Origin of the sequence: Mesorhizobium sp. WSM4898, from assembly GCF_029625845.1 — a bacterium.
Classification (GTDB): Bacteria; Pseudomonadota; Alphaproteobacteria; order Rhizobiales; family Rhizobiaceae; genus Mesorhizobium.
The window spans coordinates 38,653-54,600 of sequence record NZ_JARTVQ010000012.1 but is presented as its reverse complement, the minus strand read 5'-3'; the positions used below and the strand labels follow the sequence as shown (position 1 = coordinate 54,600).

Sequence of the window (15,948 nt, the reverse complement as noted above, 5' to 3'; positions counted from 1 at the left end):
GCCATGCGTCAAAAAAATCGAATTGTTTTTGACAATTACTTCGATATTATCGAATTATGGAAACTCTCGATCCCGACCTGCTCAAAACCTTCCTGGCCTTCGTCGATGGTGGCTCCCTGGCCAGGGCGGCGTCCGCTGTTGGCCGCTCCCCATCCGCCGTCACGGCGCAGATGCAGCGGTTGGAGGAGGTCGTCGGCGAGCCGCTGCTTGCGCCCCAGGGACGTGGGCGCGGGCTGACGCCTGCCGGCGAGGACCTTGTCGGCCATGCCAGGCGCATCCTTGCCGTCCACACCGAGGCCTGGCTGGCGCTGAAAGGCGCGCGCGTCGGCGGTCGCATCGCCATCGGAACCACGCAGGACTTTGCCGATCATGGCCTGCCGGAGCTGTTGCGCGCCTTCGCCGCCAGCCATCCGCGCGTCAGGATCGAGCTGCGCGTCGGCCGCTCCCTGGAGCTCGGGTCCGCGCTGCAGGCGGGCCAGCTCGATCTCGCGATCACCATGCGCCATGCGCCATCCCCGGATGAAGCGTTCCTGATCAGCGAGCCGATGCTGTGGCTCTGCTCGGAAAAAGGGCTGGCGACGCGGCAGGACGTGGTGCCGGTGGCGCTGCTCGATCCATATTGCGGCTTCAGGGAGGCTGCGCTCAATGCACTCGACGCCGCCGGCCGCCGCTACCGCATCGCTGCCGGCAGCTCCAGCCTTGCCGGCCTGCGCAGCGCGGTCAATGCCGGCATCGCGCTGACGCCGCGCACCCGGCGTCTTGCCCATTCCGGTATCGTGGAAGCGTCCCCCGATCTCGACCTGCCGCCGCTGCCAATGGCCGGCTTCGCCATCCGGCTCGGCCGCGAGGCGGCTCGTCCGCCGCGGGATCTCGCGGAGCTTCTGGGCAACGGCCTGGCGCTGCCGCCCTGAACGGCAAGGAACGCCCAAAGAAAAAGCCGACCTTTTTGCGGGTCGGCTTCTAGTCGGACGGGTCGAGGGGTTTGGGGGGACTTGGGGGGTGACCCGTCGATCTAACAATGCCTGAGTCGGGTGATGGTTCCGTGACCGCGAAAAAAAATTACGAACGCGTCGATTTGGCTCTCGACCAGTCGCGTGCGGCGTGCGCGAAAACCGCGCAAAGCACGATCGCGCCGCCGACGATGCTGGCCAGCGGTGGGAATTCGCCGAGGAACAGCAAGGCGAACAGGATGGCGAACGGCACTTCGGCCGAGCCGAGCAGGCCGGACTCGGCGGCGGGGATAAGCCGCGAACCTTCGGTCCACAGGATCGAGGCCAGCGCGAAGGAGCAGCCGAAGGTGGCAAGCAGCACCATATCGCGGGTCGAAACGGCAACCGGGTCGGTGACGAACCAGCCGAGGACGAAGAGCAGGAAGGCCGACACCGCGCCGGCCCAGACGACGGGCGAGTCGCGAAAGGCGCGCACCATGATCATGTAGAGCGCGCTGCCGGTGGTCATCAAAAGCGCCAGCCCGTCGCCGAACAGGTGGCCGCTGCCAAAGCCGCCGCCCACCATGACGGCGACGCCGCATAGCGACACGGCCGCCGCCAGCATCGTCTGCAGCCGGAATTTTTCCCGCACCAGCAGCAAGGCAAGCAGTGCGGCTATGAAGGGTGAGGTGGCGTAGATCACCGCGACATTGGCGACATAGGTGTATTTGAACGCCGCGATGAAGGCGATGCTGGCGGCAGCCCCCTCGACCGCAAGCAGCCAGCCGCGCCAGCCGAGCCTGAGGCTCTCGCGCCCGCCCGAGCGGCGGCGGCGCCACAGCACGTAAAGAGCAATCAGGATCGAGCCGAAGAAGCCGCGCCAGCAGGTGATGGTCAGCGGATCGGCATGGATCGACTTGGTCAGCACGCCGGTGAGCGCGAAGGCGACGGCCGAGGCCGAGACTAGCACCACGCCCAGCATGCGCTCGGCTGTGGCGTCGGCGGTGCCCTTGGCAAGCTTTTCAGGCATGTCGACCGTATCCGTCATGGTACCAGACTATGCCGCTCCTGCTGACAGCCTTCTGTCATGAGTCCTCGACCCGTTTGCGGAAATGCTCGTTGCCGACGATCAGCAGGCCGGCGCCGATGATCAAAGCCGCGCCCGTGAAAACTTCGGTTCTCGGCACGTCGCCCCAGATGGCGAAGCCCAGCGCAAACGCCCAGACCAGCGAGGTGTATTCGAATGGCGCCACGATCGACACCGGCGCCCGTTTCATGCCCTCGAACAGCATGTATTGCGCGACGCCGCCGAGCGCGCCAACGCTCATGAGAAGCATGAGTTGCGGCGCGTCGGGCATGCGCCACCAGATCAGCGCCGGCACTGCCGAAAAAAGCAGGAAGTAGAAATTGTTGAGCACCAGCTGGATCGTCGTGCGCTCCTGCATCGCGGTCTTGCGCAAGAGCACCACGGCGATGCCCCACAAAAGCGCTGCCGCCAGCACAAGCAGCACCGGCACGGAGAAGCCGAGACGCGCCGGGTCGCAGGCGATGAAGACGCCAACGAATCCGACGAACACCGCCGCCCAGCGCAAGAGCGGCACGGTCTCGCCCAGCATCACCACTGAAAGCACGGTGACGATGATCGGCGCGGCGTAGTAGATGGTGGTGAGCTCGGCGAGCTGCAGCGAGCGTGCCGCGTTGTAGTAGCAGAGCCAGGCCGCGAGCGTGAACGCGCTGCGCACCAGCATCGGCCGCACGATGGGCGAGTTTGCGGTGTCGGCGAACAGCGTCCGTCTGCCGATCGCGCCGCAGGCGGCAAGGACGGTGACCGAGCGGAAGAACATGATCTGCCACACCGTCATGCCGGCCACCAACAGCTTGATCGAGGCATCCTGCGCCGAAAACAGGAAATAGGCGGCCGCGGTGAACAGGATGCCGGCCAGCACCCTTTCGCGGCTTTCGAGGACGACGACATCGGCCATGCGGTATCGATTTGCCAGCGTGGAGGCGGCTCCGCCCCATCGGATCCACTTCTGCCAGCTATACGGCGAAAGCTTCTACGGCGCTGTTCCAGCGCGGCGCTTGCGTTGGGGCAGAGCCCTCGTGGCCGATCGAGAAGCGCTTACTGCGTCGCCTGGTAGAGCTCGGAGGCTGCCTCCTTCAGCGCGCGCCTTCCGTCGGGCCTGAGGTACATCATGTGGCCGCCCTCCACGACATCGAGCCGGATCGGTTTGGCGTCGGCGAGCGAGGGAAGCTGGTTCACCAGATAGCGCGAAGCGAGATAGGGCGTCACCAGGTCGGTATAGCCGTTGACGATGACCACGCCGAGCGAGGGGTTGAGCGAACGCGCCCGCTGCAGGTCGTTCATCGCCCCGGCATAGCCTTGCCCCGAGGTGCCGTACTCCCAATTGCGACTGATCTCGCCGTTGAGCAGCCGGTAGCTGACATCCGTGCGATAATTCAGTTCGTTACGGGCGTAAGCGACAAAGGCCGAGGTCAGCACCGGCACACTGCGGTCAAGCACCGGGTCCGGGCCTTCTATGCGGGCGCTGCCCGGCGAGATATCGGCGGTGCTGATCGTGGCATCGTAAGGGCTGAGCACCTTGCCCTTGGCGCGCTGGAACTCGCGGGTGAACAGGCCGGTAGGGACACGGGCGAAATTGCGCTCGACGAGATCGAGCGGCAGGCCGGTGATTTCCGCCACGCGCCCGCTGGCGAGCTTGCCGCCTTGCTCCAGCCCGCTGGCGAGAGCCGTCAGATAGTCGCCAAGCGCATAGCGTTCGACCTCGGCCAGTCTGTCGCGCAGCGCCTCGCCGCTGACGCCGTCGGCGCGAAGCCGCACCGCCGCCAGCGAAGGCAGTTCGAGCGCCCAGTGCAATTGATCGAATTGGTCCGGCCGCACCAGCATGAACTCCAGCGCCGGCGAGATCAGCACGATGCCGGAGGGGCTCAAGCCGACATCCTCCTGCAGCGTCCTGGCGAGCAGCGCGGCGCGAAAGCCGCCATAGCTTTCGCCGGCGAGGAAGAGCGGTGAAGCGGTGCGGCCGTTCTGCGCCAGATAGAGCCGTATGAAAGCGCCGACCGAGCTGGCGTCCTGGTCGACGCCCCAGAACCCTTTCGTGTCCTGGCCCGGCGCTTCGCGGCTGTAGCCGGTGCCGACCGGATCGACGAAGACGAGATCGGTCATGTCGAGCCAACTGTCCGGATTGTCGATGAGCCTTTGTGGCGGCGGCAGGAATTGGCCGTCGGCAGCGGTCGCAACGATGCGCGGGCCAATCGCGCCGAGATGCAGGTAGGCGGAGGCCGCGCCCGGCCCGCCGTTGAAGACGAAGGTGATCGGCCGCTCTTTGGCCGGGGCAGGCGACTGCTGCGTGTAGGCGACGTAGAAGATCTCGGCCGTGACCTCGCCCTTGCCGGAAAGCAGCGACAGCGTGCCGGCCTTGGCCTGGTAGTCGAGCTTGCGCCCGCCAAGGGTGATCGAATGCTCGGTGACCTGCGGCGGCGGCAAAAGCGACAACACGCCGCCGGCCGGCGCCGGCCGTTCAGGTGTTTCGGCGCCGACTGGCTGCGCAAAGGCTGTGAGCGCCAGGAGGATGAAGAGCAGGAGCTTCAACTTGGACCGCATGCGACCTCCGCGGGAATGACCCCCGCAAAGGTATGGCCGGGGCGGCCGAAGTCAAAGGGGATAGGCTTGGCGCTGCGTTGGAACTTCGATCTCTCCCGTCGCGGGGGAGATTGGCAGCTTCACCCCCCAAACGCTCGCTCCAGCGCCGCGACATCGATCTTCACCATGCCCAGCATCGCCTCGGTGGCGCGTTTGGCGCGTTCGCGGTCGGGATGTGCGGCCATGTCGCCGAGGATTTTTGGCACGATCTGCCAGGACAGGCCCCAGCGGTCCTTCAGCCAGCCGCATTGCTCGGGCTTGCCGCCATTGCCGAGAAAGGCGTTCCAGATGCGGTCGATCTCGGCCTGGTTATCGAGCTCGACGAGGATCGAGAAGGAATGGTTGAACGGATCGAGCGGACCGGCTTCGAGCGCGACGAAATTCTGGTCGTCGAGCACGAATTCGATGATCTTGACGCTGCCGGCGGGGCCGCTCGGATTGTCCGCCGGCACATCGGTCGTGCGGCCGATCGCTGAATTGGGAATGGTGGCGACATAGAATTCCACCGCTTGCCGCGCGTCCTTTTCGAACCACAGATGCGAGGTCACCTTGGCCATGCTGGATCTCCTTCCTGTCTGGCAACGGCCCAAGGACGATCGAGTTTCGCTCGACCCGACAGGGTATCTCGCTTTCGAGTTTGGAAATCGGCGACGGTGTCGTCCGATGCCCGGCGGGGCAGAGGCGCGCTGTCCCGCCAGCATCTCCGTGCTGTCAAGGCACCGAAAACTGCGGAAGGGATGCAAATGGACGCCACCGCATCTGCAGGCACCGCTGAAGGAGGCTCGACCAGGTCAAGGCGCTGATCACACTCGGGGCCAGAGGCAGGCTCGACGGTCAGTTGATCGCCTGCAAGGTGGAGGCGCTTGCGGTGGCGGAACTCCATTCGGCGACAGGAGCCGGCGCGCCACGCGCGACGACCCCTTCCGGCCGCTTCCCGGCCACTTCCTCCTCACAAGGGCTCACGAGGGGGAGATCAGCTGGCGCTACTGTGCCGATGGCACTTCCGCATCCCCTTCGTCGGTGAAAGGCGAGGCGCTCGGCACGCACTGCACGGCCCAACCCTGCGGCGTCGGTTGCTTCTGATATTCGGCAATCGCGTTGGTGCACTGTTCGCGGGTGTCGAAGGTGCTGGGCAGCACCGCCATGCCGCCCTGCGGGCCGGCGATCACAAGATACCAGACCAACGCTACGCTGGGGGTGGCAGCCATGGGAATTCCTCTTTGCTGGATGTCGGAGTCGGGTCGATGCTAGCAACTCCCAGCAAATGGCGAAAGCAGGGCGGCGGCATACGCTCCCCCGCCCTGGTCACAGACCCGTGAACGACCGCTGGCCGGACGCTTATTCGACAGCGAAGCAGTAGAACAGGCCGTCGCCGCCCGTGCCTCTCAGCGCCTCCTGGCTGCAGCCGCCGCGCGAAGCATGTGAGGAATTCCACGACTTCGCCGCGGCCGATTCGTCGAGGCCGACTCGGTCGTGATGGCCCGTCATGGCCGCCCCTTCCGTGCCGCTCATCGTCCAGTCGCCGCAGGTCTGGTCGGCGATCTTGGTGCCATCGGGCTTGGAGCCGGTCAGCACGTCGTGGCGGTTGGGCTTGTCGCCGCGGCCGTTGACGACTTCGCCCTTCTCGGTAAGCGCCGTCTGCTTGCTGATGGCGTTGGCGTCGCTGTGCAGCGAGGCGACGTCGTCGGCGATCTTCTCGCCCTTGGCATTGAACCAGGGACCCTTGCCGATGCGGTCGCGCGCATCCTCGGCGCTGGAGGAGAGATAGGCGTGCCAGGTCTTGCCGGTGACACCGGCCGCTTCTGCCAGCGAGGCGCAATGCGCGTCCGCACCCTTGAGGCCGCCGAGATCGGCGCCCTTGCCGGAGCCGACGCTGGTGACGAAGAAGCTCATCTTGGCGTCTTGCGACAGGGCCGCGCCTGCCGTGGCGGCGAGTGCGGCGGTAATGGCGGTGGCGGCAACGAGAAGAAGTCTGCGCATGTCGGTCCTCCGGTTTCGAATGTTCTACATTCGAAGAACGTAGCGGGAGGCCTGTTTCATCCGCCTTGAGGCAGGTTTATTCCGGTTGCCGATAGGCGACGAAACGGTTGTGCCTGGCCTGGAAGATCAGCCCGGTTTCCTTCAAGTCCGGGCTTGCCAGCGGCACGATGCGTTTGGCGATCTCGGACGGATGCGGCAGCGTCTCGGGATCCTCGCCCGGCATGGCCTGAGCGCGCATTGCGGTGCGGGTGGCGCCCGGATCGGCGGCGTTGACCCGAAGCGGCAGGCTCTCGGTCTCATGCGCCCAGGAGCGCATCATCGTCTCCACCGCGGCCTTGGAGGCCGCGTAGGGCGCCCAGAAGGCGCGCGCCGAGTGCGCCGCGTTGGAGGACATGATGATCGCGCGTCCGGCGTCGGAGAGCCGAAGCAACGGATCGACCGAACGGATCAGGCGCCAGGTCGCGGTGACGTTGACGGTCATTACCTTATCGAAGGTTTTTGCTTCGACATGGCCGATCGGCGAGATCACCCCGAGTATACCGGCATTGGCGACCAGGATGTCGAGCTTTCCCCAGCGCTCGTGGATCGCGCCGCCCAGCCGGTCGATGCCCGCCATGTCGGCGAGGTCGAGCGGCACCAGCGTGGCCTGTCCGCGGCCGTCGGCCTTGATCGCATCGTCAAGCTCTTCCAGCCCGCCGACGGTGCGGGCGACCGCGACGACATGCGCGCCGGCGGCAGCCAGTTCCCTGGCGATGAAGTAACCGATGCCGCGCGAGGCGCCTGTGACGACCGCGACGCGGCCGGAAAGGTCGAGGGTCATGTGAGGGATTCCGTGGGGTGGACCGGCTTACGACCCGCCGCTCGCCAGCAGCGACAGCGTGCGCACGTTGTCGTGGCCTTCGAAGTCGAGCAGGCGGGTAGGGTACTGGCCGGTGAAGCAGGCGTCGCAGAATTGCGGCTGGTCGTTGTCGCGGCGCGCCTCGCCGACGGCGCGGTAGAGCCCGTCGATCGACAAAAACCCGAGCGAATCGACGCGGATGAACTCGGCCATCTCCTCGACCGACATGCGCGATGCCAGAAGCTTCGATTTCTCCGGCGTGTCGACGCCGTAGAAGCACGATGCGCTGGTCGGCGGCGATGCGATGCGCATATGCACTTCCTTCGCGCCGGCGTCGCGCACCATCTGCACGATCTTTTGGCTGGTGGTGCCGCGCACGATGGAATCGTCGACCAGCACCACGCGCTTGCCCTCGATCATGCGGCGGTTGGCGTTGTGCTTGAGCTTCACGCCCATGTGGCGGATGGAATCGCCCGGCTGGATGAAGGTGCGGCCGACATAGTGGTTGCGGATGATGCCAAGCTCGAAGGGAATGCCCGCGGCCTGGCTGAAGCCGATCGCGGCCGGCGTACCGGAATCCGGCACTGGCACGACGATGTCGGCCTCGACCGGGTTCTCCTGCGCCAGCTCCGCGCCGATGCGCTTGCGGACCTCATAGACGTTGCGGCCCTCGACCGAGGAATCCGGCCGCGCGAAATAGACATATTCGAAGATGCAAAAGCGGGTCTTCTGGGGCTCGAACGGGAACAGGCTCTCGATGCCCTTGGAGGTGATGACCACCATCTCGCCCGGCTTGATATCGCGCACGAAGCGGGCGCCGATGATGTCGAGGGCGCAGGTTTCCGAAGCGAGTATCCAGGCGCCGTCGAGGTCGCCGAGCACCAGCGGACGGATGCCGAGCGGATCGCGGCAGCCGATCATCTTCTTGGCCGTCATCGCGACCAGCGAGAAGGCGCCCTCGACCTGACGAACGGCGTCGATGAAACGCGAGTTCAAATCGCGCTCCTTGCTGGTGGCGACCAGATGCAGCAGCGTCTCGGTGTCGGAGGTGGAGGAGAAGATCGAGCCCTGTTTCTGCAATGCGCGCTGGACGGTGAGCGCATTGGTGAGGTTGCCGTTATGGGCGACGGCAAGGCCGCCTTCGGCCAACTCGGCGAAGAAGGGCTGGATGTTGCGCAGGCCCGCGCCGCCGGTGGTGGCGTAGCGGGTGTGGCCGATGGCGCGGTTGCCCTGCAGGCGATCGATGACGTTCTGTTTGGTGAAGGTGTCGCCGATCAGCCCGACATGACGCTCGACGTGGAACTGGGTGCCGTCATAGGAAACGATGCCGGCGGCTTCCTGACCGCGATGCTGGAGCGCGTGAAGCCCGAGTGTGACGATGGCTGCCGCGTCCTGCCGGCCGAAAATGCCGAACACGCCGCATTCGTCATGGAAATGGTCATCGGCCTCGGCGGAAAGGACTTTGCCTGCGTCTGCCGTTGAGTCTGCCATCTGGGGCTCAAGCTCCGCTAAAACCGCCATATAAGGCGATCGCTCATCGAACGCAACGCATGCGATGCCGCATCCATAACATGCCCCAGGCCAGTGCCGGAACTGGCCTGGTTTCAGTTTGCCGGCGCCTCAGTTTGCCGGCGCCTCAGTTTGCCGGCGCCGGGGTGGCGGGAGCCGGGGCGGGGGCTGGAGCCGGCTCATTGTCGGCCGGCGCTGCGCCTTCGCTGTCGTCGGGCGCCGTCGCGCTGTCGTCGCCGGTCGCCGGCGGTTCGGCCGCGGGCTGGTCGGTGGTCGCCGGCGCGCCGGCCTGGGGCGTGCCCTTACGCGTGTATTTGTTGACCAGCTCTTCCGTGTTCTCGGGCAGCACGCTTTCGAGCTTGGCGCCGATCGTCTCGAGCAGCGGCCGCGACTTGGCGTTGGCAACCCAGGCGGGCGCCTTGGCGCCGGCCAGCCAGTTGAAGAACAATAGCGCCACCGCGACGACCAGGATGCCGCGCGCCGCGCCGTAGAGGAAACCGAGCGTGCGATCGAGCGCGCCGATGCGCGAATCGATGATCCAGTCGGCGATCTTCATGGTGATCACCGAGACGACGATCAGCGCGATGACAAAGACGATGCCGGCCGCCGCGGCCATGGCGATCTTGTCGTTGTCGACATAGGGCTGAACGTAGGGCAGGACCGGCTTGTAGAAGAAGAAGGCCGCCGCCGCCGCCGCTGCCCACGACACCACCGACAATACTTCGCGGGAAAAGCCGCGCACCATGGCAAGCATCGCTGAGACCAGGGTGAAGCCGACGAGAATTCCGTCAAGCAGCGTAATCGGCATGTCTTTCGCCCCACATCATGAGCTGCATCACTCCCCCTCGTCGGCGCGACTGCGCCGTGAGCCGGCTATGCGCGCCACCAGGTCGGCAAGCTCGGTGGGTTGGAAAGCGCCGGCTGCGATTCCCCCGGCCCCATTACCGCCAACGACTTCCTCGCTGCCGAGCGGCAGCACCGCGCTTCCGAAACCCAGCTTTTCGGCCTCTTTAAGGCGCTGCTGCGCATGCGCAACCGGCCTTACCGCGCCCGAAAGGCTGATTTCGCCGAAATAGACGCAATCGGCGGGAAGGGCAAGACCGGTGAGCGACGAAACCAATGCTGCGGCGACCGCGAGATCGGCCGCCGGTTCCGAGATGCGGTAGCCGCCGGCGACATTGAGATAGACGTCGTGCTGGCCGAAACGGACACCGCAATGCGCTTCCAGCACCGCCAGCACCATGGAGAGCCGCGCGCCGTCCCAGCCGACGACGGCGCGGCGCGGCGTGCCGAGCGAAGAGGGCGCCACCAGCGCCTGGATCTCGACCAGCACCGGCCTTGTGCCTTCCATGCCGGCGAAGACGGCGGCGCCGGGCGATTTCGCATGCCGCTCGCCAAGAAACAGCTCGGACGGATTGGCGACCTCGCGCAGGCCCTTGTCCGACATCTCGAAGACGCCGATCTCGTCGGTCGGCCCAAAGCGGTTCTTCACCGTGCGCAGGATGCGGAAGTGGTGGTTGCCTTCGCCCTCGAAATAGAGCACGCCGTCGACCATGTGCTCGACGACGCGAGGGCCGGCGATCTGGCCTTCCTTGGTGACATGGCCGACGAGCACGATCGCGGCGCCGGTGGATTTCGCATAGCGGATCATCGCCTGGGCGGCCGCGCGCACCTGGGTGACCGTGCCGGGCGCCGAATCGGCAAGATCGGTCCACAGCGTCTGGATGGAATCGAGGATCACCAGATCGGGCCGCTTGCCGTCGGCGATTGTCGCGAGGATGTCCTCGACATTGGTCTCGGCGGCGAGTTCGACCGGCGTCGAGGCGACACCGAGGCGCTGAGCACGCAGCCTGATCTGCGCGACCGCTTCCTCACCCGAAACATAGACGATGCGGTGGCCTTTCGAGGCCAAAGCGGCTGCGGCCTGCGTCAGCAGCGTCGACTTGCCGATGCCGGGATCGCCGCCGACCAGAAGGGCGGAGCCGCGCACGAAGCCGCCGCCGGTGGCGCGGTCGAGCTCGCCGATGCCGGAGACGATGCGCGGCGCGTCCTCGATGTCGCCGGAGAGGCTGGTGAGCACCACGGCGCGGCCCTTGCGCACATTGCGGGTGTTGGCCGGCCCCGAGCCGATGCCGCCCGCGGTGCCTTCCTCGACCAGCGTGTTCCACTCGCCGCAGGCGTCGCATTTGCCGGCCCAGCGCTGATGCACCGAGCCGCAATTCTGACAGATGAACTGAACGCGCGATTTGGCCATTAGCGTTGGGCCGATCGCAAATTTTCGAAGGCCGGCGTTCCCGCCCACCCCCCTCTGGCCTGCCGGCCATCTCCCCCGCAAGGGGGGAGATCAGCAGCTTGGCCGCCGGCGCTCTTCTTGCAACGGCGGTGATTGGCGAAGGTCGTGGCAACAGCCAATCTCTCCCCTTGCGGGGGAGATGTCCGGCAGGACAGAGGGGGGTGTGACGGAGCGCTGACGTGGGCCAAAAACTACTCAAACCTCTCCGGCAAATGATGCTCCTCGGCCAGGTCCGAGAACCGCGTGAATTCGCCATGGAAGGCGAGGCTGACGGTGCCGGTCGGTCCGTGACGCTGCTTGGCCACGATGCACTCGGCCTTGCCGCGCGCCTCGTTCATCTCGTTTTCCCACTTGATGTATTCGTCGGTGCCGAGCTTCGGCTCGCGGTTCTTGAGGTAGTATTCCTCGCGGTAGACGAACAGCACCACGTCGGCGTCCTGCTCGATCGAACCGGATTCACGCAGGTCCGAGAGCTGCGGGCGCTTGTCGTCGCGGCTTTCGACCTGACGCGACAGCTGCGACAGCGCGATGATCGGCACGCCGAGCTCCTTGGCTAGAGCCTTCAGGCCCGTGGTGATTTCGGTGATTTCCTGCACGCGGTTCTGCGAGGCGCGCGCGCTCGAGCCCTGCATCAGCTGGATATAGTCGATGACGATGAGGTCGAGGCCGCGCTGGCGTTTCAGCCGCCGCGCCCGCGCGGAGAGCTGCGCGATCGAGATGCCGCCGGTCTGGTCGATGAACAGCGGGATCTTCTGCATCGTCTGCGAGCAGGCGACCAGCTTCTCGAAATCCATCTCGGAGATCTCGCCGCGGCGGATCTTCGATGACGAGATTTCGGTCTGCTCGGAGATGATGCGGGTGGCGAGCTGTTCCGACGACATTTCGAGCGAGAAGAAGCCGACCACGCCGCCATTGGCCGCCTTGAAGGTGCCGTCGGCCTGCTGCGCCGGTTGATAGGCCTCGGCGATATTGAAGGCGATGTTGGTGGCCAGAGAGGTCTTGCCCATGCCGGGGCGCCCGGCAAGCACGATCAGGTCGGAAGGCTGCAGGCCGCCCATGCGGCGGTCGAGGTCGCGCAGCCCCGTGGCGATGCCTGACAGATGGCCGTCGCGCATATAGGCGGCGTTGGCCATGTCGACGGCGGTTTTGACCGCGTCGTTGAAGCTCTCGAAGCCGCCGTCGTAGCGGCCGGTCTCCGCGAGCTCGAACAGGCGCCGCTCGGCGTCCTCGATCTGCTCCGAGGGCGACATGTCGACCGGCGCGTCATAGGCGATGTTGACCATGTCTTCGCCGACGGTGATCAGCGCCCGGCGCGTGGCGAGGTCGTAGATGGCGCGTCCGTAATCGGCGGCGTTGACGACGGTGACCGCCTCGACGGCGAGCCGCACGACATACTGCGCCACGGTCATGTCGCCGACCTTCTCTTCCGCCGGCAGGAAGGTCTTCAGCGTGATCGGCGTTGCGATCTTGCCCATGCGGATGAGCTCGGCCGCGACCTCGAAGATCTTGCGGTGCAGCGGCTCATAGAAATGCGCGGGCTTGAGGAAATCCGAGACGCGGTAGAAGGCGTCGTTGTTGACCAGAATTGCGCCAAGCAGCGCCTGCTCGGCCTCGATGTTGTTCGGTGCCTCGCGGTAGAGCGGTTGCTCCGCCACGCCGAGCTTGCGCGCTGCTTCAGCCATGATGTCCCCGATTTCGATCCCGCTTCCTCGATATCAGAACTGGAAAAATCGGTGCTGACTTATCTGCAACAGTGAGGTTCCAACCGGCTTCGATGCTCGCGATTCACAACCGAAATTTTTCCGTGGAAAGAATCGTGATTGACTCGAATCGAAGTGCGCAACCCTAGCGGGCCTCGAACGAGAACAAAACAGGAAAATGCGATGCCGGCTATGTCAGTCGTGGCAAGCTTGTCTGCGCCGTGTCGCCTCGCCCCTGAATCACAAGCGGCTCAGCCAAGCGTGTCGCCCCAGTCCGCCCGCCTCGCCACCTTGAAGACATCGCCGTCGCGCTTGCTGGAGAGGCGCTCGCCGGCATGGCCGTTGGGCTGGCAGAGCTTGAGCACGACTTTGCCCGAACCGCCCTTTGGCGGCGCGATCACCCGTGACGCGCGCGCCGGCGCCGGCAGACGTGAGGCGGCGAGGTAGATGAACTTCTCGTCCTCCCACGGCACGTCGGCGTCCTTGGCGAGCCGATGCAGCCGCGAACGCGCGACGCGGCGCGAGAAATGGCACCAGTCTGGCGGAGCGAGCGGGCAGGGCGCCTCGTGCGGGCAGGGCGCCGAGACATGCGCGCCGGCTTCGATGAGCTGCCGGCGCGCGGCAAGGATACGCTGCCAGCCGGCCGGCGTGCCGGGCTCGACGATCAGCAGCGTGTCGGCCGTCAATCGCCAGAGCCGGTCGACGAGTTTTGGCAGCGAGGCCGGCGCGATCTCGTCGAGCACATAGGCGACGCTGATCAAGTCCGCCGGGTCGAGACCGTCGAGATCGATGGTGGCGTCGCCGGCTACCCAGCTCGCGCGGACAGCGATCGCGCCGGCGGCCAGCGACTGGCCGACCTTGCGCACCGCCGCGCTTGCCTCGACCAGAACCGCCCGTTCGAGCTCCGGCCAGGTATCGGCCGTGGCCCAAAGCATGGTGCCAGGACCGGCGCCGATATCGAGCAGGCTTTTCGGCTGGAAATCCGGACGGGCGTCCGCCAGCGCGTCCAGGCAAGCGCGAACGGCGGCATAGGTGGCGGGCAGCCTGGTCGCCAGGTAAGCCTTCACCGCCATGTCTTCGCCCATATGCAGGCGGCCGTCACGCAACTCGGCGCGATAGCGTTCCGAAAGCGTTCTCGCGGCCTGTTTCAGCGCCGGCAGCGGTACTTTTTCGAGCAGGCTGTCGACGCCTTGCCGGAGCGCGGTGGGCAGTTCCAATTCAGGCTCCTCTTGGCGCGAGCAGGATCACCGAGGCGCCGACGATCGAGAGCGCGGCTCCGGCGAGGTCGAAACGGTCGGGGCGCACGCCTTCGGCTAGCCAAAGCCAGCCGAGCGAAGCGGCAATGTAGATGCCGCCATAGGCGGCATAAGCGCGACCGGCGGCGCTCGTGTCGACCAGCGCCAAAAGGAAGCCGAACAATGCCAGCGACGCCAGACCTGGCACCAGCCAGAGCGGCGACTTCCCCAGCCGCCACCAGGCCCAGAAGCAAAAGCAGCCGGCGATCTCGGCGCGTCAGGCCGCAATGGCAAGCGGCAATCGCCGCCGTTCTATTCCACCTTCTTGCGGCGGGTCGGCTTGACGGCGGGCGTCGCCGGCTCCTGATGGCCGAGGTCGCGCAATTCCAGCGCCTTCTCGCATTTGGCCATATAGTCGCGCGTCATCGGCAGCGTGTCGTTCTTCTTGGCGATCTGGAACTGGAAGATCACCAGATCCTGCCAGCGGAAGGCGGCTTCCGAGGCCGCAAGGTAGAACTCCCACATGCGGCAGAAGCGCTCGTCATAGATAGCCTTAGCCTTGTCGCGGTTGGCGGCAAAGCGCTGGCCCCAATGCTTCAGCGTGTCGGCGTAGTGAAGCCTGAGAATCTCGATGTCCGTGACGATAAGGCCCGATTTCTCAATCGCCGGCAGCACTTCCGACATCGACGGGACGTAGCCGCCCGGGAAGATGTATTTGCGGATGAAGGCGCTGGTCGCCCACGGCACGCCGGACCGGCCGATGGTGTGGAGCAGCATCACGCCGTCGGGCTTGAGCAGCGTCGCCGCCTTGTCGAAGAAAGTCCGGTAATGGTTGACGCCGACATGCTCGAACATGCCGACCGAGACGATGCGGTCGAAGCGTTCGTTGAGCGCGCGATAATCCTTGAGGTCGAAATGCGCGCGGTCCTGCAGGCCCAGTGCATGTGCGCGGTCGGTGGAGACGCCCTGCTGCTCGGTGGATAGCGTCACGCCCTGCACGTCGACGTCGAAGGCCTTGGCGAGATAAAGCCCGAGGCCGCCCCAGCCGGAGCCGATATCGAGCACCGTCTGGCCGGCTTTGAGTCTCAGCTTGGCGGCGATGTGGCGCTTCTTGGCGACCTGCGCTTCGTCCAGCGTCATGTCGGGCTGTTCGAAATAGGCGCAGGAATACTGCATGTCCTCGTCGAGGAAAAGCTTGTAGAGTTCGCCGGAGAGGTCGTAGTGGCGCTGCACGTTGCGGCGAGATCTCGACGCCGTGTTGATCTGCTGCAGGCGGCGGAAGGCATGGCGCAGACCTTCGATGGCCTTCGACCAGGTCACGTCGATGCCGCCGCTGCCCATGTTCTGGAAAGCGATCCGCATCACCCCGAGGACGCCGCCCTCGGGGATGTCCAGTTCGCCATCCATATAGGCTTCGGGCACGGCCAGCATCGGATCGAAGGTGATCGCGCGCTCGGCATGCATGGTCTTGATGTGGATGTGTACCGGTTCGCCGCTGCCGTCGCCGAATTTATGCGTCGTGCCTTTCGGCCCGGTCACTTTGAGGTCGCCGGTCCGCACCAGCCGTTCGAGAACGTGTTTCAACAGGATGTTCATGACCAAATGTCCCCTCAGACGGACCATCCGGCAGTCGGACCGAATGCCAAATCGAAAGTGCCACAGCGCATCGCCCGCGTCCAATCGACGCGCCACGCCGTAATCTGCAACAAGATATAGGGATCAGAAAAGTTCCTATTGGCACAAAAAAGCCCGGGTCGAAGACCCGGGCGTTGGTCCAGTCGGCGCTGGACGCAGGAGGAG

Annotated in this window: 15 protein-coding genes and 1 pseudogene; 2 read left to right on the top strand and 14 right to left on the bottom strand. The window is 65.6% G+C overall.

Annotated features, from left to right (window positions below):
• Positions 1-56: 56 nt before the first annotated feature.
• Entirely contained in the window at positions 57-911 is an 855-nt protein-coding gene (locus P9228_RS28560) for a LysR substrate-binding domain-containing protein (RefSeq protein WP_095800089.1), read from the top strand.
• A 148-nt stretch (positions 912-1,059) separates the two neighbouring features.
• On the opposite strand, the gene P9228_RS28555 is transcribed toward P9228_RS28560, so the two are convergent.
• The 4 genes from P9228_RS28555 to P9228_RS28540 all read right to left on the bottom strand — a co-directional run bounded on the left by P9228_RS28555 (position 1,060) and on the right by P9228_RS28540 (position 5,150).
• Positions 1,060-1,959, bottom strand: a complete 900-nt coding sequence (locus P9228_RS28555) for a DMT family transporter (RefSeq protein WP_082954141.1) — start codon at positions 1,957-1,959, stop codon at positions 1,060-1,062.
• A gap of 55 nt (positions 1,960-2,014) precedes the next feature.
• On the bottom strand, positions 2,015-2,911 hold the full coding sequence (locus tag P9228_RS28550; protein WP_095800088.1) for a DMT family transporter: 897 nt from the start codon (positions 2,909-2,911) through the stop codon (positions 2,015-2,017).
• A 140-nt stretch (positions 2,912-3,051) separates the two neighbouring features.
• A complete protein-coding gene (locus P9228_RS28545; protein ID WP_278056786.1) occupies positions 3,052-4,554 on the bottom strand; it encodes a peptidase S10 in 1,503 nt (500 codons plus the stop codon).
• Between the two features lie 119 nt (positions 4,555-4,673).
• Positions 4,674-5,150, bottom strand: coding sequence for a VOC family protein (locus P9228_RS28540; RefSeq protein ID WP_095800086.1), 477 nt, complete (start codon positions 5,148-5,150; stop codon positions 4,674-4,676).
• Positions 5,151-5,389: 239 nt separating this feature from the next.
• Between P9228_RS28540 and P9228_RS28535 the strand changes: the two are divergent.
• A pseudogene (locus P9228_RS28535) lies at positions 5,390-5,488 on the top strand (OsmC family peroxiredoxin); the annotation flags it as partial.
• A gap of 88 nt (positions 5,489-5,576) precedes the next feature.
• Here P9228_RS28535 and P9228_RS28530 read toward each other — a convergent pair.
• The 10 genes from P9228_RS28530 to P9228_RS28485 all read right to left on the bottom strand — a co-directional run bounded on the left by P9228_RS28530 (position 5,577) and on the right by P9228_RS28485 (position 15,744).
• Positions 5,577-5,801 (bottom strand): hypothetical protein, encoded by a 225-nt coding sequence (locus tag P9228_RS28530; RefSeq protein WP_067001363.1) that lies wholly within the window; start codon positions 5,799-5,801, stop codon positions 5,577-5,579.
• 130 nt (positions 5,802-5,931) lie between these two features.
• Entirely contained in the window at positions 5,932-6,573 is a 642-nt protein-coding gene (locus P9228_RS28525) for a hypothetical protein (protein WP_278056785.1), read from the bottom strand.
• Positions 6,574-6,649: 76 nt separating this feature from the next.
• Positions 6,650-7,393 (bottom strand): SDR family NAD(P)-dependent oxidoreductase, encoded by a 744-nt coding sequence (locus P9228_RS28520; RefSeq protein WP_067001369.1) that lies wholly within the window; start codon positions 7,391-7,393, stop codon positions 6,650-6,652.
• 27 nt (positions 7,394-7,420) lie between these two features.
• The gene (purF, locus tag P9228_RS28515; RefSeq protein WP_095800085.1) at positions 7,421-8,902 is read right to left on the bottom strand and encodes an amidophosphoribosyltransferase; all 1,482 of its coding nucleotides are present in this window, start codon (positions 8,900-8,902) and stop codon (positions 7,421-7,423) included.
• A 145-nt stretch (positions 8,903-9,047) separates the two neighbouring features.
• Positions 9,048-9,728 (bottom strand): CvpA family protein, encoded by a 681-nt coding sequence (locus P9228_RS28510; protein WP_095800084.1) that lies wholly within the window; start codon positions 9,726-9,728, stop codon positions 9,048-9,050.
• Between the two features lie 27 nt (positions 9,729-9,755).
• A complete protein-coding gene (gene radA / locus P9228_RS28505; RefSeq protein WP_095823654.1) occupies positions 9,756-11,174 on the bottom strand; it encodes a DNA repair protein RadA in 1,419 nt (472 codons plus the stop codon).
• Positions 11,175-11,404: 230 nt separating this feature from the next.
• The gene (locus P9228_RS28500) at positions 11,405-12,895 is read right to left on the bottom strand and encodes a replicative DNA helicase (protein WP_067330253.1); all 1,491 of its coding nucleotides are present in this window, start codon (positions 12,893-12,895) and stop codon (positions 11,405-11,407) included.
• A 269-nt stretch (positions 12,896-13,164) separates the two neighbouring features.
• The gene (locus P9228_RS28495; RefSeq protein WP_278056780.1) at positions 13,165-14,130 is read right to left on the bottom strand and encodes a small ribosomal subunit Rsm22 family protein; all 966 of its coding nucleotides are present in this window, start codon (positions 14,128-14,130) and stop codon (positions 13,165-13,167) included.
• 1 nt (position 14,131) lies between these two features.
• Positions 14,132-14,416, bottom strand: a complete 285-nt coding sequence (locus P9228_RS28490) for a hypothetical protein (RefSeq protein ID WP_278056833.1) — start codon at positions 14,414-14,416, stop codon at positions 14,132-14,134.
• A 44-nt stretch (positions 14,417-14,460) separates the two neighbouring features.
• Positions 14,461-15,744, bottom strand: a complete 1,284-nt coding sequence (locus P9228_RS28485; protein WP_066995637.1) for a cyclopropane-fatty-acyl-phospholipid synthase family protein — start codon at positions 15,742-15,744, stop codon at positions 14,461-14,463.
• Between the last annotated feature and the right edge of the window lie 204 nt (positions 15,745-15,948).

Excerpts from the sequence above, each read along its gene's own strand:
- P9228_RS28545 (WP_278056786.1), bottom strand. The coding sequence starts at position 4,554 with ATGCGGTCCAAGTTGAAGCTCCTGCTCTTCATCCTCCTGGCGCTCACA.
- P9228_RS28500 (WP_067330253.1), bottom strand. The coding sequence starts at position 12,895 with ATGGCTGAAGCAGCGCGCAAGCTCGGCGTGGCGGAGCAACCGCTCTAC.
- P9228_RS28560 (WP_095800089.1), top strand. The coding sequence starts at position 57 with ATGGAAACTCTCGATCCCGACCTGCTCAAAACCTTCCTGGCCTTCGTC.
- radA (WP_095823654.1), bottom strand. The coding sequence starts at position 11,174 with ATGGCCAAATCGCGCGTTCAGTTCATCTGTCAGAATTGCGGCTCGGTG.
- P9228_RS28510 (WP_095800084.1), bottom strand. The coding sequence starts at position 9,728 with ATGCCGATTACGCTGCTTGACGGAATTCTCGTCGGCTTCACCCTGGTC.
- P9228_RS28525 (WP_278056785.1), bottom strand. The coding sequence starts at position 6,573 with ATGCGCAGACTTCTTCTCGTTGCCGCCACCGCCATTACCGCCGCACTC.
- P9228_RS28550 (WP_095800088.1), bottom strand. The coding sequence starts at position 2,911 with ATGGCCGATGTCGTCGTCCTCGAAAGCCGCGAAAGGGTGCTGGCCGGC.
- purF (WP_095800085.1), bottom strand. The coding sequence starts at position 8,902 with ATGGCAGACTCAACGGCAGACGCAGGCAAAGTCCTTTCCGCCGAGGCC.
- P9228_RS28540 (WP_095800086.1), bottom strand. The coding sequence starts at position 5,150 with ATGGCCAAGGTGACCTCGCATCTGTGGTTCGAAAAGGACGCGCGGCAA.
- P9228_RS28485 (WP_066995637.1), bottom strand. The coding sequence starts at position 15,744 with ATGAACATCCTGTTGAAACACGTTCTCGAACGGCTGGTGCGGACCGGC.
- P9228_RS28555 (WP_082954141.1), bottom strand. The coding sequence starts at position 1,959 with ATGCCTGAAAAGCTTGCCAAGGGCACCGCCGACGCCACAGCCGAGCGC.
- P9228_RS28520 (WP_067001369.1), bottom strand. The coding sequence starts at position 7,393 with ATGACCCTCGACCTTTCCGGCCGCGTCGCGGTCGTCACAGGCGCCTCG.
- P9228_RS28530 (WP_067001363.1), bottom strand. The coding sequence starts at position 5,801 with ATGGCTGCCACCCCCAGCGTAGCGTTGGTCTGGTATCTTGTGATCGCC.